Origin of the sequence: Bifidobacterium callitrichidarum (assembly GCF_003129905.1) — a bacterium.
Classification (GTDB): domain Bacteria; phylum Actinomycetota; class Actinomycetes; order Actinomycetales; family Bifidobacteriaceae; genus Bifidobacterium; species Bifidobacterium callitrichidarum.
Window position 1 is genome coordinate 22,816 of sequence record NZ_QFFM01000027.1, and the last position, 23,314, is coordinate 46,129.

A 23,314-nucleotide genomic window follows, 5' to 3' on the forward strand; every position below is an offset into this window, starting at 1 on the left:
GGGAGGGGAGCCTAGGTGAGACTGAGCGAAAATCAGCCCTTGATCTTGGACATGACGACCTTGGTCACGGCCTTGGCATCGGCCTGGCCGCGGGTGGCCTTCATGACGGCGCCGATGATCACGCCCATCGGCTTCATGTTGCCGCTCTTGAGCTTCTCGACCACGTCGGGGTTGGCCTCGAACGCCGCGTCCACGGCCGCCTCGATGGCGCCGTTGTCCTCGACGATCTTGTAGCCGTGCTTCTTGACGACCTCGTCCGGGGTGCCCTCACCGGCGAGCACGCCGGCGACGGTCTGCTTGGCGAGCTTGTCGTTGAGCTTGCCGTCGGCGATGAGCTTCTCGACCTCGGCCACGTCCGCCGGGGTGACCGGCAGCTCTTCGAGCGAGACGCCCTTGGCGTTAGCCTCGCGGGACAGCTCGCCCAGCCACCACTTGCGGGCACCGGCGGCGGAGGCACCAGCCTTGACGGTCTCCTCGATGAGGTCGAGGGCGTCGGCGTTGAGGATGTCGCGCATCTGCAGGTCCGTCAGGCCCCACTCGGCCTTGAGACGGTTGCGGCGCTCGCGCGGCATCTCCGGCATCTGGGCCTGGATCTCGGCGATATGCTCCTTGGTGATGTGCAGCATCACCAGATCCGGATCCGGGAAGTAGCGGTAATCATCCGCATCGGACTTCACGCGGCCGCCAGCGGTGGTCTGCGTGGCCTCATCCCAGTGGCGGGTCTCCTGCAGGATCTCCTTGCCTTCGTCGAGGCGCGCGGCCTGACGACGGATCTCGTACTGGATGGTCTTCTCAATGCCGCGGAAGGAGTTCACGTTCTTGGTTTCGGAACGGGTGCCGTACGGGGCATCGGCGGACGGGCGCAGCGAGACGTTCACGTCGGCGCGCATGTTGCCCTGCTCCATGCGGGCGTGGGAAATGCCCAGCGCACGCACGATGTCTCGGATGGCGCGCATGTACGCACCGGCGATCTCCGGAGCACGGTCGCCCGCGCCCTCGATCGGCTTGGTCACGATCTCGATCAGCGGCACACCGGCGCGGTTGTAGTCCACGAGGGAGTGGTCGGCGCCCTCGATACGGCCGTCGGCGCCACCCACGTGGGTGTTCTTGCCAGCGTCGTCCTCGATGTGCGCACGCTCGATCGGCACACGGAACACGGTGCCGTCCTCAAGCTCGACATCCAGGTAGCCATTGCCGTTGGTCGGCTTGTCGTACTGGGAGATCTGGTAGTCGCGCGGCATATCCGGGTAGAAGTAGTTCTTGCGGGCGAACTGGCTCCACTCGGCGATCTCGCAGTGCAGGGCCAGGCCCAGCTTGATCGCGTAATCGACGGCGGTCTTGTTGACCACCGGCAGGGAGCCCGGCAGACCCAGGGAGACCGGGGTCAGCTGGGTGTTCGGCTCGCCGCCGAACTCGATGTGGGCCGGGCAGAACAGCTTGGTGTTCGTGCTGAGCTCCACGTGCGTTTCCAGGCCGAAGACCACGTCATACTTCTTGGTGGCATCGGCGTACTTCATCAGTTTTTCAGCCATGATGTTTGTGTTTTCCTTCCGATGCTTCCGTCACTTGGCCAGGCCGTCAAGCCACGGGGTCTTGAGGCTGTTCCAGATCGGGCCGCCCCAGCTTTCCTCCAGCGCCGCTTCGAGGGCGGCGGCGGGCTTGTACATGACCTCGTCGCGCTGCTGCGGGGCGATGAACTGGAAGCCCACGGGCAGGCCGTCGTCGGACAGGCCGGCCGGGATGGACATGGCCGGCACGCCGGCGAGGTTGGCCGGGATGGTGGCGATGTCGTTCATGTACATGGCCAGCGGGTCATCCATCTTCTCGCCGAACTTGAAGGCGGTGGACGGGGAAGTCGGGGAGACCAGCACGTCGGCCTGCTCGAAGGCCTTCTTGAAGTCCTGGATGATGAGCGTGCGGACCTTCTGGGCCGAGCCGTACCAGGCGTCGTAGTAGCCGGCGGACAGGGCGTAGGTGCCGAGGATGATACGGCGCTTGACCTCGTCGCCGAAGCCGGCCTCACGGGTGTAGGCCATCATGTTGGCGGCGGTCTGAGGCACGCCGGCCGGCGGCATCACGCGCAGGCCGTAGCGCATGCCATCGTAGCGGGCCAGGTTGGAGCTCACCTCGGACGGCATGATGATGTAGTAGGCACCCAGGGAGTAGCCGATGTGCGGCACGGAGACCTCGACGACCTCGGCACCCATCTCCTTGAGCTTGTCGACGGCCTCGTTGAAGCGGGCCTCGACGCCGGGCTGGAAGCCGTCGCCGCCGAGTTCCTTGATGAGGCCGACCTTCAGACCCTTGAGGTCGCGCTTGGCACCTTCACGGGCGGCGGCGACCATCGGGCGCGGGCCCTCCGGGATGGACGTGGAGTCGCGGCGATCGTGGCCGCCGATGATTTCCTGCAGCAGGGCGGAGTCGAGCACGGTGCGGGAGACCGGGCCGATCTGGTCGAGCGAGGAGGCCATGGCGATGGCGCCGAAGCGGGAGACGCCGCCGTAGGTGGGCTTGACGCCCACGGTGCCGGTCAGGGCGCCGGGCTGACGGATGGAACCGCCGGTATCGGTACCGAGGGCGAGCGGGGCCTCGAACGCGGCGACCGCGGAGGCGGAACCACCGCCGGAACCACCGGGCACGCGCTCGGTATCCCACGGGTTGTGGGTGGTCTGGTAGGCGGAGTGCTCGGTGGAGGAGCCCTGCGCGAACTCATCCAGGTTGGTCTTGCCGAGCAGCGGCATGCCGGCGGCCTTGAGCTTTTCGATGACGGTGGCGTCGTACGGGGGAATCCAGCCTTCGAGAATCTTGGAGGCGGCGGTGGTCTCGATGCCCTTGGTGACGATCATGTCCTTGATGGCGATCGGCACGCCGGCCAGTTCAGGCAGGGCGGCCTTGTCCTCGGCGGACTTCTTGTCGAAGGCGTCGGCCTGCTCCAGGGCCACGTCGCCGGAGACCTTGAGGAAGGCCTTGATGGACGGCTCGGCGGCCTCGATCACCTTGAGGTGGGCCTCGACGAGCTCGCGGGAGGTGACGTCGCCCTTCTTGATGGCGGCGGCCTGCTCGGCGGCGGACAGCTTGACGAGAGATGCGGTTTCGTTGCTCATCGGGTTCACTCCTCGCTTCCCAGGATTCGCGGTGCCACGAACATACCGGCCTCGGTCTTCGGGCCGCCGGCGAGCGCCTCTTCCTGCGTGAGCGGGGTCTCGGCCACGTCCGGGCGCAGGTATGCCTCGAGCGGAACCGGGTTGGCGGTGGGCTCCACGTCGTCGGAGGCGACTTCCTGGACCTTGTTGATGGAGTCTGCGATGACGTTCAGTTCGCCCTGCAGACGGGTGATTTCCTCATCGGTGAGCGCGATTCGGGCAAGATCGCCCAAATGCACGATTTCTTCGCGTGAAAATGTTGGCATGGGCCCAACTATACGAGTGGTTTGTGACACGCGGAATACCGCTGCCCAAAGCATGGGCCGGCGGGACCGGGACGCCCGCCGGCGCGGAACGGGCGCCAAATGCCGTCACTTCACGTCGGCGCGTTGCGTGACGACGAGACCGCCGATCCAGGCGGCGGCGACCCAGGCGAGCAGGATGAGGCCGGACTGCCACCATTCGGGGATCCAGTAGTCCTGCAGGGTCGAGACCGAGGAGACGGCGTCACTGCGGATGCTGCCGCCGAGGAAGTTGTTCATCGCCATATCGGGGGTGAGGTATGCCAACGTGCCGAGCCAGGAGACACGGCTGACGGCCATGGAGACGATGGCCAGTACGGAGGAAAGGACCATGAGCAGCACGACCACCACGCTCACGCCGCCCACCGTGGAACGGGTCAGGGCGCCCAATCCCAACGACATCAGGGCGATGAGCACGATGACCAGAGGGAATCCCACCACGGTGATGGGGATGATGCGCCATTGGTCGCCTGTGAGCGGTGTGACGTCATACCCCCGGGCGAACAACAGCAGCGTGCCGGATGCCAGCAGTATGCCCACGATTCCGGAAGCGAGCGCGTACAGCGCCACCGCAATCGATTTGCCGGCATAGAACATGCCGCGCCTGGGATCAGCGGTCAGGCTGGATTGGATGGCGGATGTGGTGTACTCGCTGGTGATGGCCATGACACCGAAGATGCCGATCACCAGAGCCGCGGTGCTGCCCGAGGACGCCAGCACGGCCCACAGGTCGGCGGCGGCCAGTGGCTTAGGATGGTCAAGCGTTTTGCCGGTGGCGATGTCGATGGAGGCCATGAACGTGGTGGTCCAGGCGCTCAGTGCGGCCATGCCCACCATGAGCGCGGAAGCCAGACCGAGCAGGATCCATGTGGAGTTCAGCGATGCGAGCTTGAGCAGTTCGGCCTTGAGCACGCCAAGGAAGGACAATCGGATGCGGCGGCTCCAACGATTGGAACGACGAACGGCCGCGCGGGAGGCAGCAGGCACCCGGCTCTCAGACACAGCAGGTTCCATGCCATTCGCGTTTGCGGCGTTCACGTCCGCAGTCTGGTTCTTATCCGGATCAGTCATCTCCCAACCTCCTGCGCACGGTATTCGGTCTGGCTATGGGTCAGGGCCATGTATGCCTCCTCCAGCGAGGCGTGCTCCTCGACGAGCTTGTAAGTGACCAGTCCCGCTCGAGCGAACACGTGGGCGGCGGACACCAGATCAGCGCCGGTGATGCGGAACACCTCGCCTATAGAGGGATCCGCAGGCGTGCGCTGGTCCGGCGCGACGCTAATCCCTTCCGCATTGGCGAAAATCGCCTTGAGCTTGGCCGGTTCGGGTGTGACCACGCGAATGGAGCGGGCGGAATGCTCGGCCACGAACCTGCCGACTGTGGTGGTTTCCAGGATGTGCCCCTGTCCGATGATCACGAGGTTGTCCGCGGTGAGCGCCACCTCACTCATCAGGTGCGAGCTCAGGAGCACGGCACGCCCCTGCGAGGCGTAGTAGCGGCACAATTCGCGCACCCATTTGACGCCTTCCGGGTCAAGTCCGTTGATTGGTTCGTCCAGTACCAGATTGTGCGGGTCGCCCAGCAACGCTGCGGCGATGGACAGCCGCTGGCTCATGCCGAGCGAGAAGCGGCCCGCTTTGGTCTTGGCCACGCTGGTCAGGCCGGTCATATCGATGACCTCGTCCACACGGCGTTTGGGGATGTTGTTGGTATAGGCCAGGGCAAGCAGATGCGCCCGCGCCGACCGGGCCCGATGCGCCGATTTGGCGTCCAGCACCGCACCGACCGCACGCATGGGAGCACGCAGTCCGATGAACGGTTTGCCATCGATCAGCGCATGCCCGTCATCCGGCGCGATCAGACCGAGCATCGCTCGCATGGTGGTGGATTTGCCGGCGCCATTGGGCCCCAGAAAACCGGTGACCTTGCCGTCCTCGGCCGTGAATGTCACGCCACTGAGCGCCTGTTTGGCCCCGAATCGTTTGCTGAGCCCCTCAACCTCAATCATGGTTCAACTCTAGGCGACGATTCAGCGCCCCGCCAGCACGACGGCCCGGCTGTCGACGTATGGCTACCCGTTTTGGGCGAAACGCACGAATCAGGGGCCGAACGTTCTAGGCCGGGCAGATCAGAGTCGTCGTGCCTAGCGGCCGATGACCGCGTGCTGGGCGATCCAGGCGTGCATGGCAACGGCCGCGGCGGCTCCGGCATTGATGGAACGGACGGAGCCGAACTGGGAGATGTAGACCACGTCGTCGGCCAAGTCGAGCGCCTTCCGGCTCAGACCGGGGCCTTCGGCGCCGAACAGGAGCAGGCAGCGCTTGGGGAAGACGTAGGTTTCCATCGGCACCGCGCCGGGGATGATGTCGAGCGCGATGACGCGGGCGGCTTCCAGCTCCTTGATGCGCGCGTCCGCGGCGGTGAGTTCGGCCAGTGCGGATTGTCTGGCATCGGGGATCGAAACCGATGCGTGTGATGCGGCTGGTGCATCGACCGGAGAGACCGAAGCGGACGGAATGGAACCGCGTGCGCCGGATGAAACGGGAACGGACGGGAGCGAGGCAGCCGAGGCAGTGGTACCGGAGGCGAGCACACGGCCCGGTACGCCGAAGTCTCCGGAATCGATATCCGCCATAAGACGGTCGTTCTCGGAAATCAGCGACGCGGCCGAGGGACGCGCCGCTGGAGCCGCGGATTCGTGGACGTGCACGGCCGCGGCGGCGGCACGGGCACGTTCATAGGCGATTTCGCCGGCGATGCGGTTGCGCCAGCATTCCACCAGCTCGGCGATGGAGGGATGATGCTCCACGTGCTGGTAGAGCTCGGTCATCAGAGCGCCCTTGCGGTTCCATTTATGAGGGCCGACGATATGCACGCGCCTCGCCTGGAAGGCATTGGCGGTGCGCACCATGGAACCGATGTTGAAATCGTGGGTCCAGTTCTCCACCGCGACCTCGAAATCATGGCGACCGCGGGCGTCCAAATCGTCCTTGATGGCCTGCACGGACCAGTAGCGGTACCGGTCGAGCACGTTGCGTCGGTCGCCCTCATCCAGAAGTGCTGTATCGAAGCGGGCATCATAGTTGGGCGATGCGGCATCATCCGGACGGGGTTCGCCGGGATGTGTCTCGGCCCATGGGCCTACGCCGATTTCTCGGAATTCGGGTTCGCCGGATGCCTTGGCGGCCAGGGAAATCTGATTCGGCGCGTGCAAGCCGCATACCTCCTGTGATTGCACATCTTGGCTTTTGCCAGCTCAGGCAAAAAGCATGGAAAACATTGATATAGGCGGATTCCCGGAGGCGCATGACATGAAAGAGCTTCCTCAGGGACAAATCCGCCTATAACAAATGAAATCGGTTAGATCGGGTCAGTGACAGCGAATTATCGCAGCTCGGATTCGTCGAAGACCTGAACGAAGGGCAGAATCTGGCTCTCGCCGGTGGAGGGGTTAACGACGTCGATGTCCTTCGCACCGCCGCCGACCAGCGAGGCGATGGCCACCACGGAAGCGCCCAGCTGCTCCACCACGCCGAAATCGAGGCTCAATTCGTTGCCGTTGCGCAATGTGACCAGGGAGCTGGTCTGCACATACGATTTCTCGGACAGCCATGCGTCCAACAGCACCACACGTCGGCCTTCAATGGACGGCCCCTTGATGGAGGGATAGACGAAGTCCATGACGAATCCGTCCAGAGCCTCACCGCGGGAAGCGGCGGCCTGCATCATCGCGGAGACCATCGGCACGGCGGCGGCGGTCAGCGCACCGACCGCATCGAAATCATCCACCGAGTAGCCGGCATCCTCAAGGGCGTCGAGCAGCACATGGCCCATCACCACGGCCGCGCGATGGTCGAAGGTCACGGCGGCCAGTTCGGAGAAGGGACGGCCCACCACATGCTCCTTGAGCAGGGAGGCCAGCTGCTCGCGCGGGTCGAGCATGGCGAAATCGGTGGCGTTCTTCGAGGCGGCAAGGTCCGGGGTGCCGGTACGGCGGAATCCAGATTCAGTCATGTTCCCAGCCTATCGCCTGAGGGGGTCAGGGCCGGGCTTGATAGTCCGTCCGGCCCATACTCAGCGCTCGACATGCATCGACTCAGTCTTGGGCGTTATCACCTGCATCAGGTTCCGAAGGCGCAACTTCGGGGGCGGCGAGTTCGTTGATGTTGCCGGCTTCGGATTCGATGAGCGGCACTTCGCTGATGAGCTTGGTGGGCTCAATCTTCTGCAGCTTGCGTGCCGTGGGGAGCACGCGCTTCTCCAGGCTGGCGGCGAACTTGTTATAAGCGCCGACCGTCTTGGAGATCTGGGTGCCGAGCTTGGTGGCGTAATCGCCCAGCACGGCGAAGCGATCGTAGAGTTCGCGGGACAGGTCGAACAGTTGCTTGGCGTCATCGGTCAGGGACTGCTGCTGCCAGGCGTACGCCACGGACTTCAGCACGGCCCACAGCGTGACCGGCGAGGTGAGCGCCACCTTGCGGGAGAAGGCGTCGTCCATCAACGTGGGATCGGCTTCGAGTGCGGCCTGGAGCAATGCCTCGTTGGGGATGAACGCCACCACGAAATCCGGGGCCGTGCTGAAGGCGTTCCAGTAGGCCTTCTCGCCGAGAGCACGCACATGCTCGCGCAACGCCTTGGCGTGCGAGCGCAGCAGCTCGTCTCGCCGGGCCAGTTCCTCCGGACTTGCGGTCTCCGGAATCTCGCAGGCACGCTGGTAATCGGCGTACGGCACCTTGGCATCGATCGGAATGGTCTTGCCGCCGGGCAGATGGACGATCATATCCGGACGCAACGTGCGCCCATCCGCGCCGGTGACCACCACCTGCGTATCGAAGTCCACATGTTCCAGGAGTCCGGCGGACTCCACGATGTTCTTCAGCTGGGCCTCGCCCCAGGCGCCACGCACCTTGTTATTGCGCAATGCGGCGGACAGGGAGCTCGTCTCCTTGTCCAGACGGGCCTGCTGGTCGTTCAGTCCCTTGAGCTGGGCCCCGAGGGCACCCATCTCCTGTTTGCGCCCCTCCTCGATTTGCGTGACCTTGTTCTGCAGCGCATCGAGGTTCTTGGCTACCGGCGCCAGCGCCTCCAGCACCTTGCTCTGCTCCTGGAGCCGTGCCTCCTGCTCGCGCCGCTTCGTTTCGGCGGCCTCCACCTCCACACGGCGACGTTCCTCGGCCGCCTTGGCCTCTGCTTGACGGCGTTCCTCAGCTTCGGCTGCCGCACGTTCGCGCTCATGCTGGATACGGATCTGCTCGGCCTGCTGGGCCTGCGCCAGCTGCGATTTCACGAATGCCAGCTGGCGTTCCGCGCCCTCCATCTGGGCGCGAGCGGCGGCGTTCACGGCATGCAGCTCGGCGATTTCGGTGCGGGCGCCCTCCAACGCACCGCGCGCCTCCTCCAGTTCCTCGGCCTTGGCGCCACGGGCCATCTCCTGACCTTTGTTCCGACCCAGCAGGAAGCCGGCGGCGAGGCCCATCACCACGCCGACCACCAATACCAGTACCACGATCACTACGGTTCCCATTTGTTCAGACATGGTTCCCAGTATCGCATTGTTTGAGAAGGACGGTAAAATTTTTCCCTTCGCACCGGAATCAAGCCGTTTTGGTGGTATTACATCTAGATTCCGCCGATCACGAAGCAGAAGGCTCTGTTGAACCAAAATGACATGACTTCCATTGGACCACCTTCAGTCGGCTACGCCGACAGCTCCCCTGACAAAGGGAGCCGAGAATGGAGTGCATGTCAGTTTTGGTTTAACGGAGCCAAGAGAAGCGGCACCCCATCCATCACGACTTGACGAGGCGGGCGATGGCGGCGGAGGCCTCGGCGAGCTTTTCATCGGCGATCGCCCCGCCTTCCACGGAGGCCTGACGCACGCAATGGTTGAGATGGTCGTCCAGCAGCAGCAACGCCACGGACTTCAACGCCGAGTTCGATGCGGAAATCTGCGTGAGGATGTCGATGCAGTATTTGTCATTCTCCACCATCTGCTCGATGGCACGCACCTGCCCTTCGATGCGCCGCAACCGCGCCACCACCTTCGCCTTGTCGCCGCCGTACCCATGCATAATGGCCACCAGCCTTTCCGCCATCCGTTATTCCTCAAGCTGAACACACCACATTATATACCCTATAGGGGTATTGGGTATACACTGTTGCCCGGTACAATGAAGAGAGGAAGGAGCGGGTATGGAATTTAATATTTTCCCGACCGCGGCGGCCCTCGTGGCTGCGGCAGCTCTGACATGGCTGGTGTTGCGGTTCTTCTTCGCCCCACAGCGCGGCGAGGCCGGTACGGTCAGCAATGGCCGCCAGCATGCTACCATCACCGTCAAAGGCGGCTACTCCCCCGCACAGGTGACTATGCAGGCCGGCATGCCCATCACCCTGACGTTCGACCGGAAGGAAACCGGCGAATGCACCTCGCACGTGGTGTTCGCGGATCTGGGCATGGACATCATGCTGCCAGGCAATGCCACGACCGATGTGGAATTGCCGGCACTGCCGGCGGGTGAATATCCGTTCGCATGTGGCATGAATATGGTGCATGGGTTGCTGCGCGTGGAGGGGAAGGAGAAGGACGAGCTTCGCTCGCAGTCTGACGGCTCGGCTGAGGCCGAGCGCCTCTCCCCCCCAGTCTCACTCCGTTCGGCAGCCCCCTCGTCAGAGGGGGCCAAGGATGGTCCTGTCTCGATTCGCTCGACGGCCCTGTCGCCGGAGGGGAGCAAGGCCGCTACAGCTTCATTGCACAGCCCATCGGCGGAAGCCACGGATGGAACGGGCTCATTGCGTAGGCCGTCGGTGAAGGGCACAACCGCACCGATGCGGGCAATGGATGCGGCGGCAGCGGAACAGCGCGAGGCCCAGGAGCGCCGCAACGAAATCGCATCGCTCACCAAACTGGTGATTACCGGCGCGGTGCTCACCATCCCGGTGTTCGTCGTCACTATGCTGCATATGGCGAATCCTGCGCTCGTCCCGCACTGGATGGTGAACCCCTGGCTGCAGGCCATACTCATTACCCCGGTGATGTTCTACTGCGGCCGCCCCGTCCATTCGGTCGGGTTCCCGGCGCTTGTCCATCGTTCCCCGGATATGAATTCGCTGGTTTCGCTGGGCACGTCGGCCGCCTATCTGTACAGTCTGGTGACCTGCATCGCCCCGTGGGTCTTCCCCGAGGGCTCACGCGAACCGTATTTCGAATCAGTCGGTGTGGTCATCACGCTGGTTCTGGTCGGCCGGCTGCTGGAGACCAAGGCCCGCGAAGGCACCGGCAAGGCCGTGCAGTCGCTCATCAAACTGCGTCCGACCACCGCACATGTACTGAACGTCAACGGCAACGCCCTCGATGCCACCGAGACCGGTCTCGACGGCATCGAATGGCGCAACCCCGCAAATACCACGGATACGGACATCGACGCCGTCTCCACCGGCGATCTGCTGGTCGTGCGCGCGGGCGAGCGCGTGCCCACGGACGGCGTTATCGTGGCCGGCGAGGTCACGGTGGACGAATCGATGATCACCGGCGAATCGAAACCCGTGACTAAGTCGGCCGGAACCGGCAGGATCGCCCTGACCGGCGCGACCGTGCTGCTGAAGGGCGATTGCGTGATGCGCGCGACCCAGGTGGGCGCGGATACGGTGCTTTCGCAGATCGCCGCGATGGTGGCTCGCGCACAGGCCACGAAGGCCCCGGTGCAGCAGCTGGCCGACCGCATCGCCCGGTATTTCGTGCCCGCGGTGATGATCATCGCCATCTGGACGTTCGCCGTGTGGGTCTCGCTCGGCCCTGATCCGAAGCTGGCGCACGCGATGGTCACGGCGGTCAGCGTGCTCATCATCGCATGCCCGTGCGCACTGGGTCTGGCCACGCCGCTTTCGGTGACGGTGGCGCTGGGACTGGGCGCCACGAACGGCGTGCTGGTCACGTCCGCCAAGGCGCTGGAGCAGGCGCGTCTGATCGGCACCGTGGTATTCGACAAAACCGGCACCATCACGCGCGGCGTGGTGGACGAATCCGCGGACTGGAACCGCCCGAGCTACGAACAGGACACGGTCAAGGACGGTTCGGTTCAGGCCGTCGCGGTGTTGCGCGCCCGAGGCATCCGCACGGTGATGCTGTCCGGCGACAAGGCGGATGTGGCCTCCCGCATCGCCCGTGAAGTGGGCATCGACACGGTGATTTGCGAGGTCAAGCCGGACGGCAAGGCCTATTGGATCGAGAAGCTGCAGCATGAGCGCGACGAACGCAACGCACAGGATGATCGGTCCGGCACCAGACGGCCCGCGAATCTCATCGCGATGGTGGGTGACGGTATCAATGACGCGCCCGCACTGGCTCAGGCCGACCTCGGCATCGCCATCGGCACCGGCACGGACGTGGCCATGCAGTCCGCTGACGTGACGTTGATGAGCGGCGACCTGCGGGGCGTGCTCAAGACCATCGACCTGTCGCAGGCCACGATGCGCAACATCCGGGAGAATCTGGGTTGGGCGTTCGGGTACAACGTCATCGGCATCCCAATCGCGGCCGGCGTGCTGTTCCCGTTCACCGGCTGGCTGCTGAGTCCTATGATCGCGGGACTGGCGATGGCGCTGAGCTCGGTGTGCCTGGTACTCAACGCGAACCGTCTGCACGGGGCGGATATCGGCGGAGGATTGGTTTCCGGCGACAAGACGCCCACAGCCGCTATGGCCACAGCCTCTCACTCCCCCGCCGTCGAACCGACCGTCATCATCGACGACCGCACCTCATTGCACTTGTCCGCGCACACGGACAACAACCATCCAACCACCAAGGAGAATCCCATGGATATGAACATGCACATGCATCACGCCGCACCGGCCGAGGGCGAGACCGCCACCGATCCGGTGTGCGGCATGACCGTGGCCGTGAACGCCGACGCCATCACGCGCGAGCACGACGGCAAGACCTACTACTTCTGCGGCGAGCACTGCGCCAACAACTTCGCCAAGGCCCCGCAGATCTTCCTGAACGACTGAATGGCCGAACAGCCGGCAAAGCGCAACAAGGAAGGCTCTGTTAAACCAAGATTGACATGCCCCGTAGTCTTGGCCCCCAGTGTCTGGGGAGCGGGCGGCGAAGCCGACTGAGGGGAAGTCCAAGGGGATTCATGTCAATCTTGGTTTAACAGAGCCTAATGGAAACCCTCGCGGAACCACCCTCTAATCGGCCTTCGCTGACAGGAGAGCCACGGATAAGCGCCTACCTAAGCCAGGCCGGGCACGAATGCATGAAGGCGGCCCCTGCAGTAATCGCAGGGGCCGCCTTCATGCATTCGTGGGCACCGCCTATCGGGCGGATGCCGGCGTTGTCGCCGTTGGTATCAGGCGAAGAAGATCACGAACATCCAGCAGCCGACGATGGCACCCACGATCGGGGCCACGACCGGGATCCAGGCCTCGCCCCAGCGAGAGGAGCCCTTGTGCGGGATCGGCAGGATGGCGTGCAGGAGTCGCGGCATGAGGTCACGGGCCGGGTTCAGGCCAGGACCGGTCGGGCCGCCCATGGAGGTCACGAGGCCCCACACGATGAAGCCGACCACGATGGAGGCGGCGGCGTAATCCTGCTTGCCCCAATCCAGGGAGAGGCAGCACAGTGCGCCGAACACGAGCACGAGGGTGCCGAACATCTCGTTGAGGAAGTAGTTGATCTTGTCGTTGTGGGCGTCGGTGGTGCAGAAGGTGCCGAGGATGGCGTTGGCGTCCTCGGTCTCCTTGTAGTGCGGCCAGTAGGTCAGGTAGACGATGAACTGACCCAGAGCGGCGCCGAGCAGCTGCGCGATGATGTACGGCAGCACCTCGTTCCATGGGAACAGGCCGTTGATGGCCTGGGCGAGGGTCATGGCCGGGTTGATGTGGGCGCCGGAGACGCTACCGAACATGAGGACCGGGAACATCACGCCGAAGCCGTAGCCCATGGCGATGTTCAGCCAGCCGGCATGGTGGCCCTTGGTGTTCTTGAGTTCGACGTTGGCCACGGAGCCGTTGCCGAAGATCATCAGGATGGCAGTGCCGAAGAACTCGGCGGCCAGCTTAGTAAAGAGGGAGTATTCCACTGCTTCTTCTTTTCTTCCTAATACTTGGGTGGTGTGACTGCTTTCGAAAAGCAGGAGTCGAGCAAACTAGGTAAGTGTACGCCGAGGGCTGAACGTGGAAACGACATTGTCGGAAAAACAAAAAACCGGAATCTTTCGATTCCGGTTTATCTGTGCCCCCGCAGGGATTCGAACCCTGGACACGCTGATTAAGAGTCAGCTGCTCTAACCAACTGAGCTACAGGGGCGTTGGTTAGTTGTTGAAGTGTTCCTTGCAACGAGTGATAAATATACTCAGATTCAGAGCAGATGCAAGTCTCGGCGTGTCGCCCGGAATTCCAACGTTTTTAAAAACGCGATTCTCGGGTCTGGCAGCCTCCGAAAAGCACCTTCCAGACCACCGAAATCAGGACTTCACAAAATAAACACATTTGTTTGCACGTGAATATCGGCGGGCCTCACGGCAAAGCCTGGCCGAGGAGTCGGCTCCAGCAAGTCGCGCTCATTGTCGCCGGCGCTATCAGGCGTCTTTCGATACCCGACGCAAGGCTCGCCCCAACCGCCTGCCCCCGCTTACCCCATGGTGTAGGGAAATTCCCATGGTGTAGGGAGCCGATTTTGCATTTCCGCGGAATACCGCCGTTTCGTATCACTACACCATGGGAACTTCCCTACATCATGGGCAAATCCCTACGCCATGGGAATACAGAAAACCCCGCGTCGCACGCGAACATGCAAACACGGGGTTCTCCGATGCTTAAGCTCAGACCTTCAGTCTGAAAGATTCCAGCGTGAAGCCGGAATGGTTCACTCGGCCACGACCTTCACGAAGAAGGAAGCGGTGATCTCCGGGTGGAGGGCCACCTTGGCGGGGAAATCGCCGGTGGTCTTGATGGTCTCGACCTCGATGGCCTTCGGGTTCACCGGAGCCTTGTCGGCCAGAGCGATGGCGATGGCCTCGTTGGAGATACCACCGAACAGCTTGCCGGACTCGGACACCTTGGCGGCGATCTCGACGGTCGTGCCCTCGATGGCGGCCTTGGCGGCGACGGCATCCTCGCGGGTGGCGACGGCCTTGGCCAGACGAGCGCGCTTCATGGCGACGATCTGGGCCTCAGCACCCTTGTTCCACGCGAAGGCGAGGCCCTGCGGGATCAGGAAGTTGCGGGCGTAGCCAGCCTTGACGGTGACGACGTCACCGGAGTGGCCCAGGTTGGACACGGTCTTGGTGAGAATAACCTTGGATTCAGCCATTGTTCAAAGCCTCCCTAACTCAGCGACCCGAGGTGGCGTACGGCAGCAGAGCCATCTCGCGAGCGTTCTTGATGGCCTTGGAGATCTCGCGCTGCTCCTGCACGGTCACGCCGGTGATACGACGGGAACGAATCTTGCCGCGATCGGAGATGAACTTGCGCAGCAGCGCAACGTCCTTGTAATCGATCTCGGTGATCTTGGCAGCCTTCAGCGGGTTCGGCTTCTTCTTGAACGGCTTGACCGGCGGTTGCGGCCTCTTACGTGACATGATGTTCTCCTTAAAAATTCGATTTGCTAATGCTGATCAGCTTGTGACGCAGGCTTTAGAACTCCGGGTCGGAATCGTCGCCGCCGCCGAAATCGGAGGAAGCGCCGAAGGTCGAGAAGCTGCCGGAATCGGAGGAGCCGGAGCTCCACGGATCGGCTGCCGGAGCGGACGGGGCGGACGGCGCCGCGGGCTGCTGGGAGTACCCGGCACCACCCTGGTAGCCGCCGTTGTAACCTCCCTGGCCACCGGAGTAGCCGCCCTGGTTGCCGTAGCCGTTGTTCGGCTGTCCACCCTGGTAACCACCGTTGCTGCGACCCTGGAAGCCGCCCTGACCGGACGACGTGCGGGTCACCTGGGCGGTGGCGTACCGCAGGGAGGGCCCGATCTCGTCGAGCTGCATCTCCACCACGGTCCTCTGGGTACCGTCCTGTGCCTGGTAGGAACGCTGCTGCAGGCGGCCCTGGGCGATCACGCGCATGCCCTTCTTCAGGGACTGGGCGCAGTGGTCGGCCAGATCACGCCATGCCGAACACCTCATGAACAGCGCCTGGCCATCCTCGAACTGGTTGGTCTGACGGTTGTAGGTTCGCGGGGTGGAAGCAATCGTGAAGCTCGCCACGGTGGCCCCGCTGCCAATAGTGCGCAGCTCGGGGTCCGAGGTGAGGTTACCCACGATGGTGATGACGGTTTCGCCTGCCATAACGGTCCTTACTTATCTGTTCGCCAGCTGATCGGCTGACTGAAACGCTGTAACTCAGGCGTCCTTACGAAGGATCTTCGTACGGATCACGGATTCGTTGAGGTTGAGCACACGATCGAGCTCATCGCTGACAGCGGGCTCGGCGGTGTACTTCACGACGACGTAGTTGCCTTCGGTCTTACCGGCAATCTCGTAGGCGAGCTTGCGACGGCCCCAGTAATCGGGCTCATCGAAAGAGCCGCCTTCCTTGGTGACGAGCTCCAGATACTGCTCGGTCAGCTTCTTCAGACCGCGCTCATCCAGCTCAGGATCGGCGATGAACATCAGTTCGTACTTGTGCGCAGACATCACCCACCTCCTTCGGACTAATCGGCTACGGACGTTCCGTAGCAGGAGTGTGTATACGCTTGCCCGGACCCCACGCATCGTACGCGAAGCCCTTTTGGGCAACTTGCCCATACTATGAACAGGCCGAGACAGCGCGCACGACATTCCGCGAGCCGCCGGCGGCAACACCGGGATGTTCGGAAAAGCGCGGAATCGCGCTGTTTTGTGCAATCGTGCGGGGGTACGATGGGCGGTGAAGAGTTCACCAGAAGAAGGGAAGTTCTCATGTTCTGTCCGAATTGCGGCGCAGCCGTGCGCGAGGGTGCGCAGTTCTGTGCCTCGTGCGGCACGCGCGTGGCCCAGCCCGCGGCCCAGGCGGCCCCGGCCCAGCCTGATGCGGTAAGCGACGCGACCGTACTGTCCACGCATGCCCCGGCCGCTCCGGCCGCCGCACAGCCCGCTCAGCCCGCACCGACGCCCGTCGCGCAGCCGACCGGCGCATTCCCGGCCGTCCCCGCACCGACCGTGCCGGCCCCCAACGCACAGCCGACCACCGCGATTCCGGTGCCGCAGGTTCCGACCCCCGCAGGCCACGGCAGCACCGCAGGCCCAGCCGACCGGCGCATTCCCCGCGGTTCCCGCTCCCGCTCCCGCCCCGGCACCGGCCCCACAGCCCGCGGCCCAGGCCGGCCCGACCACGCCGACCGGCCCGATTCCGACCCCGGCCGCCGCGCCCGCACCACAGCCCGGCGCCCCGGCTCCTCAGGCCGCCGCCCAGACCGGTGCGGCACCGGCACCCGCGCAGGTGAAGCCCGCCTCCGCCAACCCGATGGTCAAGGAACTCACCAGCGTGGGCAACATGCAGGCCATCGGCGCCTCCGCGGGCATCGGCGTCATCGCGGCGATTGTGCTGTCCGTCTTCCCAGCCATCGCGCTCAATTCGTTCGGTAACGGCAGCGTTTTCGGCAACAACGGACTGATGTCCGGCGTGACAGACATGCTGCAGATCACCAACGGCGTCAACTTCTTCCACTACCTCATCCTCTCCCTGGTGATCGGCGTGGGCGGCGGCTCCAGCATCAACCTGAACACCTCCGCGATCAACGACTATGCCAACCAGCTCACCGGCGTCGACATCTCCGGCCTCACCTCGAATCTCAACGTATCCAACCTGATCTCCTACCCGCTGGGCCTCACCGGCGTGGCGCTGCTCATCGGCTCTGCCTTCGGCGCCTACATGGTGTCCCGTCTCAAGGGGATCCGCTTCAAGTTCGCGGGCCTCATCTCCGGCGTCATCGCGGGCGTGCTGTCCGCTCTGGTCGTCACGTTGCTTTCCGCCATCGGACAGGCGCCGATTGTGGAAAGCAACGTCATCGTGGCCCATCTGTCCGGCGCCACCTGGCGCACGTTCCTGGTGACCTTCCTGCTCGCCGCCGTCGGCTCGGTGTCCGGCTACGCGCTGGCTCAGTACGCCTCCGACTCCAAGACCGTGTTCCAGGCCTTCTGGCAGTGGCTGCACCGCAGCCGCGGCTTCGTGCGCTCCACCGCCGAGGTCCTGACGCTGCAGCTCGCCCTGTTCCTGGTGGTTTCCATCGTCGCGCTGTTCGTCGTCACCTTCAAGGCCGGTCAAGGCATGATTCTGATGACGTTCCCCATCACCATGCTGTTCATCGGCGAGATGTTCTTCACCTTCGCCACGTTCGGCACCATGTCCGTAACCCAGGGGACCAACCAGCTGCCGTCCAACGCCAGCCTGTTCAGCTCCGACTTGGGCATGTCGGTCTGGCCCATCTGGCTGCTGTTCGTGCTCTTCTTCCTGGTCACGGCGCTGACCGCCCTGCGCGCATCCGCCCGTAATATGTACGACCCGGCCTACATGGGCTGGAAGCATACCTGGAAGATGCCGGTGGCCGTGATGGTGTTCTGGCTGCTCGTCAGCGCGATCTTCGGCGCGATCGGCTTCGACCTGGACTCCTTCAATACTCTGCATATGATCATCGCCCCGGCCATGTGGAACTTCATCATCATGGGCATCTGGGCCGTGCTGGTGGAGGTTGCCGCCATGACCTTCGGCCCGACCATCGTGGTCTCCGTGCCTGCGCTGTGGCCGGCCCTCGTGGGCGGTACCGTGCGCGCCACCCCGCAGCCGGTGGTCGATTACATCTATGCCTCCGGCGCGATGTTCGGCAAATGGCCCACCTGGGGCGCGCCGAGCGAGGGGGTGTCCGTCCGCCCTTTTGACGGTGGTTCCAATCCGCCCGCGACGCCGGGAGGTCCGGTAGGCGGTCCGACCCCGCCTGCGACGACCGCTCAGGGATCGCCGAGCGCGCCTGCCGCAGCTCCGGCTCCCGCCCCCGGTGTGGCTCCGTTCGCAGCTGCGCCGACCGCCGCCCCGACTGCGATTCCGGCTGTACCGGCCGCCGCTCCTACTGCGGCGCCCGGTACTCCCGGTGCCGTGCCGGGCGCCGCGACCGTTACGATGACGGCCCAGCAGAAGCGCATCTTCATCATCACCGGAGCCGTGGTGGGCTTCCTGGTGGTGTTCGGCATCGCGTACGGCGCCCTGTCCTCCTCCGTGTTCAGCGCGAAGAGCGTAGCGAACAGCTACATCTCCGCCATCGAATCCGGCGACTACGACAAAGCCAATGAAATCGCCAAACCCGCCGTGGATCAGTCCAAGGCCGCACTGCTGACCAGCAAGGCCTCCGCAGGCGAGAACACCACGATCACCAACGCGCGCATCTCCGAGACCACCACCAACGCGGACGGCACCGTGACCGCCAAGCTTTCCTACACGCTGGGAGGCAAGGAAGTCACCTCCGACTCCATCAAGATGGTGGCCAACGGCAGCAAGTTCCTGATCTTCAAGAACTGGACTGTGACCGAACCGCTGGTCAAGAGCATCAAGGTCTCCCTGCCGAGCTCAATCGACAGCGTGGTAATCAACGGCGTGACGGTCACGTCGAAGAACTCGACCACCAGCTCGGACGATTACTCCTACTACGGTTCCCTTGAGTTCCCCGTGTACCCGGGCATCTACAAGGCCACCGCGCCGAAGTCGGAGTACTACAGCAGCAACACCGTCTCCGTGAGCACCAACAGCGATTCCAGCGATTCGCTGAAACTGGAGTCCACCGACAAGCTGAAGTCCGCGCTGAACGACGCGCTGAAGTCCGCCATCGACGAATGCGCCGCATCCACCGAGGCCGAACCGGAGGGCTGCCCGTTCGGCTACTCCTCCTATTACGGCACGAGCCGCTACCGCAATTTCAAGTGGAAGGTCAAGGACTACGCCACAGTGGATGACGTGGAGATGGCCCGCAGCTCGTACACCACCAAGGAGGGCGAGGTGAAGATGAACTACGAATACCATTCCAGCGATGGCTGGGAGCCGGAAGACGGTTCACGCTCCTTCACCGCGAACGGCACGTTCTCCATCTCCGATGGCAAGGTTTCGGTCAGCATCGCGAACTGATGCAGACTGATTCCGGCCGGAACCCTTCCGCATCGGACTAGATGAGAGGGATTCCGGCGATTCTCACGAAACAAGCACCCCGCCGTGGCGCACGCTGCGACGGGGTGCTTGTACACTGGGTAAGGCGAAAATTTACACGGCACTCGAACAAAGGATGCGAACGCATGTCGGCGATTCTTGAAGGCACTCCGGATAAACGACTCGTACTGGTCACGGGCCGCGCGTACCCCGAGCTGGCTGAGAAGGTGGCCGAATGCTTGGGCACCGAGATTCTTGAGACCACGGCGTATGACTTCGCCAACGGCGAGATGTACGTGCGCTTCGCGGAACCGGTGCGTGGCGCCGACGTGTTCGCTCTGCAGTGCCATTCGGGCGACATCAACAAGTGGATCATGGAGCAGCTGCTCATGATCGATGCCCTGAAGCGAGCCTCCGCCCGCTCCATCACCGTGGTGGCGCCGTTCCTGGGATACTCCCGTCAGGATAAGAAGCACCGCGGCCGCGAGCCCATCACCGCCCGTCTCATCTTCGATCTGTTCCGCGCCGCCGGCGCCGACCGCATCATGACGGTCGATCTGCACGCCGCCCAGGAGCAGGGCTTCTTCGATGGCCCGGTCGATCACCTCACCGCCATGCCGGTGCTGCTTGACTACGTGCGTGGCGCCGTGGATCTGGACAACACGACTGTTGTCTCCCCGGATGCCGGCCGCATCAAGGTGTCCGAGCAGTGGGCAGCCAAGCTCGGCGGTCTGCCGCTGGCCTTCATCCACAAGCAGCGCGACATCACGCGCCCGAACCACGCCGAAGCCCACGGCATCATCGGCGATGTGGACGGCCGCGACTGCGTGGTGGTGGACGATATGGTCGATACCGCCGGCACCATTTGCGAGGCCGTGCGCACGCTGAACGAGTCCGGTGCCAAGTCGGTCACGCTGGTAGCCACGCATGGCCTGCTGTCCGGCCCGGCCGTGGAACGTCTGGAGCACTGCGGCGCCAAGGAAATCGTGTTCATGGACACCGTCCCGATTCCGGAATCCAAGCGTCTGGACAACATGACCGTGCTGTCTGTGGCTCCGCTGCTGGCCGCCGGCATTCGTTCCGTGTTCGAGGAAGGCTCCGTGGCCACGCTGCTGGAGGGTCTGCCGGAGGATATGCGCCCGCGCAACATCTATGCGTGATTGATATTCGATTTTCAGCGAGAAGGCCGCCGCCCAACGTAACGGGCGGCGGCCTTCTTTCGTCTTGTGGCTCCCCTCAGTCAGCTTCGCTGACAGCTCCCCTCAGAGAGGGGAGCCAAAAGACGGCGTCAGATGAACGCGCGGGCACCGAAGATGGCGGTGCCGACGCGCACGATGGTGGACCCCTCCTCGATGGCGTAGGCCATATCCTGGGTCATGCCCATCGAAAGTTCCTTGCAGTTGGCGGTGCCTTCCGCGCCCGAGGCCAGGATCTGGTCGCGTGTGCGGCGCAGATGCGCGAAGCCGGCGCGAATCACACGCTCATCGTCCACATGGGCACCGATGGTCATAAGGCCCTGCAGTTCCAGGCCGCCCATGGCACCGATGCGCTTGGCCAAGTCGATGGCATGGCTCGGCGCGCAACCGGACTTGGATTCCTCGCCGGACTCGTTGACCTCCAGCAACACGCCCACGGTCATGCCGTGCATGGTGGCGCGGCGGGCGATCTTCTCCGCCAGTTCGATGGAGTCCACGGACTCGATGGTGTTCACCACCGGCAGCACTTTGCCGATTTTGTTCGACTGGAGCTGGCCGATGAGGTGGAACGGGATGTGATCCGTCACAGCGGCACCGTCGGCGGCCACCGCGTCATCGCCGCCGACGCCCAGCGCGATGCCGCGTTCGGCCAGCAGTCGTGTCAGACCGGGGGCCTTGACCACGATCTCCTGCGGACGGTTCTCACCGATCATGTGGATGCCGGCGTCGATTGCGGCCATGATCTCGCCCACGTCGCGGGTCTTGGTGGCGGCCAGCAGCTTGACGGAACCGGCCTCGCGTCCAGCCGCGGCCTCGGCCTGCGCGATGCCGTCCAGCACCTTGTGCACACCGTCCGCGATTTCCTGTGCGCGTGCCTGATCGATGACCTCGTTCGCGAGATCCTTATGGTCCATATATGCCGTCATAGTGTTCTCCCCGCTGAATCGAATCCCCATCTTACCCCGGATATGCAAGAGCCTTCCGTGAACGTTCACGGAAGGCTCTCTCACCTAGGGACGATTACCAAATCATCTCCTGTCCTCCGGCCCAGCAATTATGGACTCACGCTCCGCGCGAGACCCAAACCTACCTTCGCTCAGCTATCGCCTCGCTCAGGCTACGCCTACGAAAAGCCCACCGGGCTTTCCGCTTAACGGCATTCCTCCGGCCCAGCAATTACGGACTCACGCTCCGCGCGAGACCCAAACCTACCTTCGCTCAGCTATCGCCTCGCTCAGGCTACGCCTACGAAAAGCCCATCGGGCTTTCCGCTTAACGGCGTAGCCATACCCTCATCTCGCCGAGATCGCGGTTGGCCCAGGAGTAGTAGGGCACCAGGGTGAGGGTGGCGGGCTCGGCTGCGGGCTCGTCGTCGGCCGGGGCGTACAGCGGGGCGTCCTCGGCATCGGCCGTCACGCGCACGGCGGGCAGAGCGATCGCGTCCACACCACCCAGCAGATCGGCCTTGAACTCGGCCTTGGCGTCGGAGGCGCGCACGCCGTCGGCCAGACGGTAGTTCCACAGGTCGCCGGGGTTGTCGGCCTGTTCGGCGCAGTAGACCAGCGGGCCGCGCATCACGGCCACCTGGCCGGCATCGGAACGCACATGCGAGTTGGCGCGCACGAACTTCACGCTCATATCCAGGTCAAGGGCGATCTCCAGCGTGTCGCCGGCGTTGACCGTCAGGTACACGAACCCGTCCTCGACCCCGGCGGAAGCGGGCTTGCCGTTCACCGTCAGCGCATACTTGCCCAGCGACCAGCCGGGGATGCGCAGACCGAAACGCACCGAGCTCAGCTCGGCGGAGGCGGGCAGGCCCACCGTGTACTCCACATGGCCGTCCCACGGGAAGTTCGAACGCTGCTCGACGGTCAGACCGGAGGCGAACGAGGCGTTGTTGGCGATGAACTGGTGGCTCAGCACCGTATTGCCGCCGTCGCGCTCGGTGTAGATGTACCGGTCCACGGAGGCGATCAGACGCGCGATGTTCGCCGGGCAGCAGGCGCAGCCGAACCAGTCCACGCGATGGGACAGCACGTGGTGACGGTCCGGGTTGGCCAGCCCGTCGGGCGTGGTCTCCAAAGCGTTGACGTAGTAGTACTGACGGCCGTCCAGGGAGATGCCGGCGATCGAGCCGTTGAACAGCTCCTTCTCCAGCACGTCCGCGTACTCGCCCTTGGCCTCGATGTCCAGCATCTGCTGGGCGAACATGCTCATGGACACGGACGCACAGGTCTCGCCGTACATCGTGTCGTTCGGCAGATCGTAATCGTAGGTGAACGACTCACCCACATGGGTGGAGCCGATTCCGCCGGTCACGTACATGCGCTTGGTGACGATGTTCCGCCAGAAACGCCTGGCCGTCTCGATCAGGCCCTCGTCGCCCAGCAGACGGCCCACATGCGCCACACCGGTGCACAGGTAACCGACGCGCACGGCATGACCGTCCGCGGTCTGCTGGTCACGCACCGGCTGCGCCGCCTGGAAATACGTGGGCTTGTAGAAGCCGAGGTCCGGGAAGATGTTGTCGCCGTTCAGGGCCTTGAGCTGCTTGGTGTAGAACTCGGGC

Annotated in this window: 19 protein-coding genes, 1 tRNA gene and 1 pseudogene; 4 read left to right on the plus strand and 17 right to left on the minus strand. The window is 63.9% G+C overall.

Annotation, left to right across the window (positions count from 1 at the left end):
* Positions 1 to 32 precede the first annotated feature (32 nt).
* From gatB to DF196_RS10900, 9 genes are all read right to left on the minus strand, one after another.
* Positions 33 to 1,532: an Asp-tRNA(Asn)/Glu-tRNA(Gln) amidotransferase subunit GatB gene (gatB, locus tag DF196_RS10860; protein WP_109057834.1), complete on the minus strand. Its 1,500-nt coding sequence runs from the start codon at positions 1,530 to 1,532 to the stop codon at positions 33 to 35.
* A 30-nt stretch (positions 1,533 to 1,562) separates the two neighbouring features.
* The gene (gatA, locus tag DF196_RS10865; protein WP_109057835.1) at positions 1,563 to 3,104 is read right to left on the minus strand and encodes an Asp-tRNA(Asn)/Glu-tRNA(Gln) amidotransferase subunit GatA; all 1,542 of its coding nucleotides are present in this window, start codon (positions 3,102 to 3,104) and stop codon (positions 1,563 to 1,565) included.
* 5 nt (positions 3,105 to 3,109) lie between these two features.
* Positions 3,110 to 3,409, minus strand: a complete 300-nt coding sequence (gene gatC, locus DF196_RS10870; RefSeq protein ID WP_044089358.1) for an Asp-tRNA(Asn)/Glu-tRNA(Gln) amidotransferase subunit GatC — start codon at positions 3,407 to 3,409, stop codon at positions 3,110 to 3,112.
* Positions 3,410 to 3,514: 105 nt separating this feature from the next.
* On the minus strand, positions 3,515 to 4,516 hold the full coding sequence (locus tag DF196_RS10875) for an ABC-2 transporter permease (RefSeq protein WP_109057836.1): 1,002 nt from the start codon (positions 4,514 to 4,516) through the stop codon (positions 3,515 to 3,517).
* Complete coding sequence (locus DF196_RS10880; protein WP_109057837.1) at positions 4,513 to 5,454, minus strand: ATP-binding cassette domain-containing protein; 942 nt, start codon at positions 5,452 to 5,454, stop codon at positions 4,513 to 4,515. The genes DF196_RS10875 and DF196_RS10880 overlap by 4 nt, the downstream gene beginning before the upstream one ends.
* A gap of 135 nt (positions 5,455 to 5,589) precedes the next feature.
* Complete coding sequence (locus DF196_RS10885; RefSeq protein ID WP_109057838.1) at positions 5,590 to 6,660, minus strand: TrmH family RNA methyltransferase; 1,071 nt, start codon at positions 6,658 to 6,660, stop codon at positions 5,590 to 5,592.
* A 170-nt stretch (positions 6,661 to 6,830) separates the two neighbouring features.
* On the minus strand, positions 6,831 to 7,460 hold the full coding sequence (locus DF196_RS10890; RefSeq protein ID WP_170115052.1) for a type I phosphoribosyltransferase: 630 nt from the start codon (positions 7,458 to 7,460) through the stop codon (positions 6,831 to 6,833).
* Positions 7,461 to 7,542: 82 nt separating this feature from the next.
* On the minus strand, positions 7,543 to 8,982 hold the full coding sequence (locus tag DF196_RS10895; RefSeq protein ID WP_109057839.1) for a DNA recombination protein RmuC: 1,440 nt from the start codon (positions 8,980 to 8,982) through the stop codon (positions 7,543 to 7,545).
* A 253-nt stretch (positions 8,983 to 9,235) separates the two neighbouring features.
* Positions 9,236 to 9,517 carry a metal-sensitive transcriptional regulator gene (locus DF196_RS10900; RefSeq protein WP_109057852.1) on the minus strand — a complete coding sequence of 94 codons (282 nt, stop codon included), beginning with the start codon at positions 9,515 to 9,517 and terminating at the stop codon, positions 9,236 to 9,238.
* Positions 9,518 to 9,638: 121 nt separating this feature from the next.
* On the opposite strand from DF196_RS10900, the gene DF196_RS10910 reads away from it, so the two are divergent.
* Complete coding sequence (locus DF196_RS10910; RefSeq protein ID WP_170115053.1) at positions 9,639 to 12,452, plus strand: HAD-IC family P-type ATPase; 2,814 nt, start codon at positions 9,639 to 9,641, stop codon at positions 12,450 to 12,452.
* Between the two features lie 344 nt (positions 12,453 to 12,796).
* Here DF196_RS10910 and DF196_RS10915 read toward each other — a convergent pair whose 3' ends face one another.
* The 6 genes from DF196_RS10915 to rpsF all read right to left on the minus strand — a co-directional run bounded on the left by DF196_RS10915 (position 12,797) and on the right by rpsF (position 16,077).
* Positions 12,797 to 13,528 carry an MIP/aquaporin family protein gene (locus DF196_RS10915; protein WP_109057840.1) on the minus strand — a complete coding sequence of 244 codons (732 nt, stop codon included), beginning with the start codon at positions 13,526 to 13,528 and terminating at the stop codon, positions 12,797 to 12,799.
* Positions 13,529 to 13,681: 153 nt separating this feature from the next.
* Positions 13,682 to 13,755 (minus strand) — tRNA-Lys (locus DF196_RS10920).
* A 559-nt stretch (positions 13,756 to 14,314) separates the two neighbouring features.
* Positions 14,315 to 14,761, minus strand: a complete 447-nt coding sequence (rplI, locus tag DF196_RS10925) for a 50S ribosomal protein L9 (RefSeq protein WP_109057841.1) — start codon at positions 14,759 to 14,761, stop codon at positions 14,315 to 14,317.
* A 19-nt stretch (positions 14,762 to 14,780) separates the two neighbouring features.
* Entirely contained in the window at positions 14,781 to 15,029 is a 249-nt protein-coding gene (gene rpsR, locus DF196_RS10930) for a 30S ribosomal protein S18 (RefSeq protein ID WP_033890661.1), read from the minus strand.
* A gap of 55 nt (positions 15,030 to 15,084) precedes the next feature.
* A complete protein-coding gene (locus DF196_RS10935; protein WP_109057842.1) occupies positions 15,085 to 15,729 on the minus strand; it encodes a single-stranded DNA-binding protein in 645 nt (214 codons plus the stop codon).
* Between the two features lie 54 nt (positions 15,730 to 15,783).
* Positions 15,784 to 16,077, minus strand: coding sequence for a 30S ribosomal protein S6 (gene rpsF / locus DF196_RS10940; protein WP_109057843.1), 294 nt, complete (start codon positions 16,075 to 16,077; stop codon positions 15,784 to 15,786).
* A 264-nt stretch (positions 16,078 to 16,341) separates the two neighbouring features.
* On the opposite strand from rpsF, the pseudogene DF196_RS14230 reads away from it, so the two are divergent.
* From DF196_RS14230 to DF196_RS10955, 3 genes and pseudogenes are all read left to right on the plus strand, one after another.
* A pseudogene (locus DF196_RS14230) lies at positions 16,342 to 16,407 on the plus strand (zinc-ribbon domain-containing protein); the annotation flags it as partial.
* Between the two features lie 76 nt (positions 16,408 to 16,483).
* Positions 16,484 to 19,531: a zinc ribbon domain-containing protein gene (locus DF196_RS13985; RefSeq protein WP_241519703.1), complete on the plus strand. Its 3,048-nt coding sequence runs from the start codon at positions 16,484 to 16,486 to the stop codon at positions 19,529 to 19,531.
* Between the two features lie 164 nt (positions 19,532 to 19,695).
* Positions 19,696 to 20,709 (plus strand): ribose-phosphate diphosphokinase, encoded by a 1,014-nt coding sequence (locus DF196_RS10955; RefSeq protein ID WP_109057846.1) that lies wholly within the window; start codon positions 19,696 to 19,698, stop codon positions 20,707 to 20,709.
* A 128-nt stretch (positions 20,710 to 20,837) separates the two neighbouring features.
* Here DF196_RS10955 and DF196_RS10960 read toward each other — a convergent pair whose 3' ends face one another.
* Together DF196_RS10960 and DF196_RS10965 are read right to left on the minus strand one after the other, a co-directional pair.
* Positions 20,838 to 21,671, minus strand: a complete 834-nt coding sequence (locus tag DF196_RS10960) for a YggS family pyridoxal phosphate-dependent enzyme (RefSeq protein ID WP_109057847.1) — start codon at positions 21,669 to 21,671, stop codon at positions 20,838 to 20,840.
* Between the two features lie 346 nt (positions 21,672 to 22,017).
* A partial coding sequence (locus DF196_RS10965; protein WP_109057848.1) for a glycoside hydrolase family 127 protein occupies positions 22,018 to 23,314 on the minus strand: 1,297 nt, incomplete at its 5' end.

Bases quoted from the DNA above. Each gene is read 5' to 3' on its own strand.
- gatB (WP_109057834.1), bottom strand. From the start codon at position 1,532: ATGGCTGAAAAACTGATGAAGTACGCCGATGCCACCAAGAAGTATGAC.
- gatA (WP_109057835.1), bottom strand. From the start codon at position 3,104: ATGAGCAACGAAACCGCATCTCTCGTCAAGCTGTCCGCCGCCGAGCAG.
- gatC (WP_044089358.1), bottom strand. From the start codon at position 3,409: ATGCCAACATTTTCACGCGAAGAAATCGTGCATTTGGGCGATCTTGCC.
- DF196_RS10875 (WP_109057836.1), bottom strand. From the start codon at position 4,516: ATGACTGATCCGGATAAGAACCAGACTGCGGACGTGAACGCCGCAAAC.
- DF196_RS10880 (WP_109057837.1), bottom strand. From the start codon at position 5,454: ATGATTGAGGTTGAGGGGCTCAGCAAACGATTCGGGGCCAAACAGGCG.
- DF196_RS10890 (WP_170115052.1), bottom strand. From the start codon at position 7,460: ATGACTGAATCTGGATTCCGCCGTACCGGCACCCCGGACCTTGCCGCC.
- DF196_RS10895 (WP_109057839.1), bottom strand. From the start codon at position 8,982: ATGTCTGAACAAATGGGAACCGTAGTGATCGTGGTACTGGTATTGGTG.
- DF196_RS10900 (WP_109057852.1), bottom strand. From the start codon at position 9,517: ATGCATGGGTACGGCGGCGACAAGGCGAAGGTGGTGGCGCGGTTGCGG.
- DF196_RS10910 (WP_170115053.1), top strand. From the start codon at position 9,639: ATGGAATTTAATATTTTCCCGACCGCGGCGGCCCTCGTGGCTGCGGCA.
- rplI (WP_109057841.1), bottom strand. From the start codon at position 14,761: ATGGCTGAATCCAAGGTTATTCTCACCAAGACCGTGTCCAACCTGGGC.
- rpsR (WP_033890661.1), bottom strand. From the start codon at position 15,029: ATGTCACGTAAGAGGCCGCAACCGCCGGTCAAGCCGTTCAAGAAGAAG.
- DF196_RS10935 (WP_109057842.1), bottom strand. From the start codon at position 15,729: ATGGCAGGCGAAACCGTCATCACCATCGTGGGTAACCTCACCTCGGAC.
- rpsF (WP_109057843.1), bottom strand. From the start codon at position 16,077: ATGTCTGCGCACAAGTACGAACTGATGTTCATCGCCGATCCTGAGCTG.
- DF196_RS13985 (WP_241519703.1), top strand. From the start codon at position 16,484: ATGCCCCGGCCGCTCCGGCCGCCGCACAGCCCGCTCAGCCCGCACCGA.
- DF196_RS10955 (WP_109057846.1), top strand. From the start codon at position 19,696: ATGTCGGCGATTCTTGAAGGCACTCCGGATAAACGACTCGTACTGGTC.
- DF196_RS10960 (WP_109057847.1), bottom strand. From the start codon at position 21,671: ATGACGGCATATATGGACCATAAGGATCTCGCGAACGAGGTCATCGAT.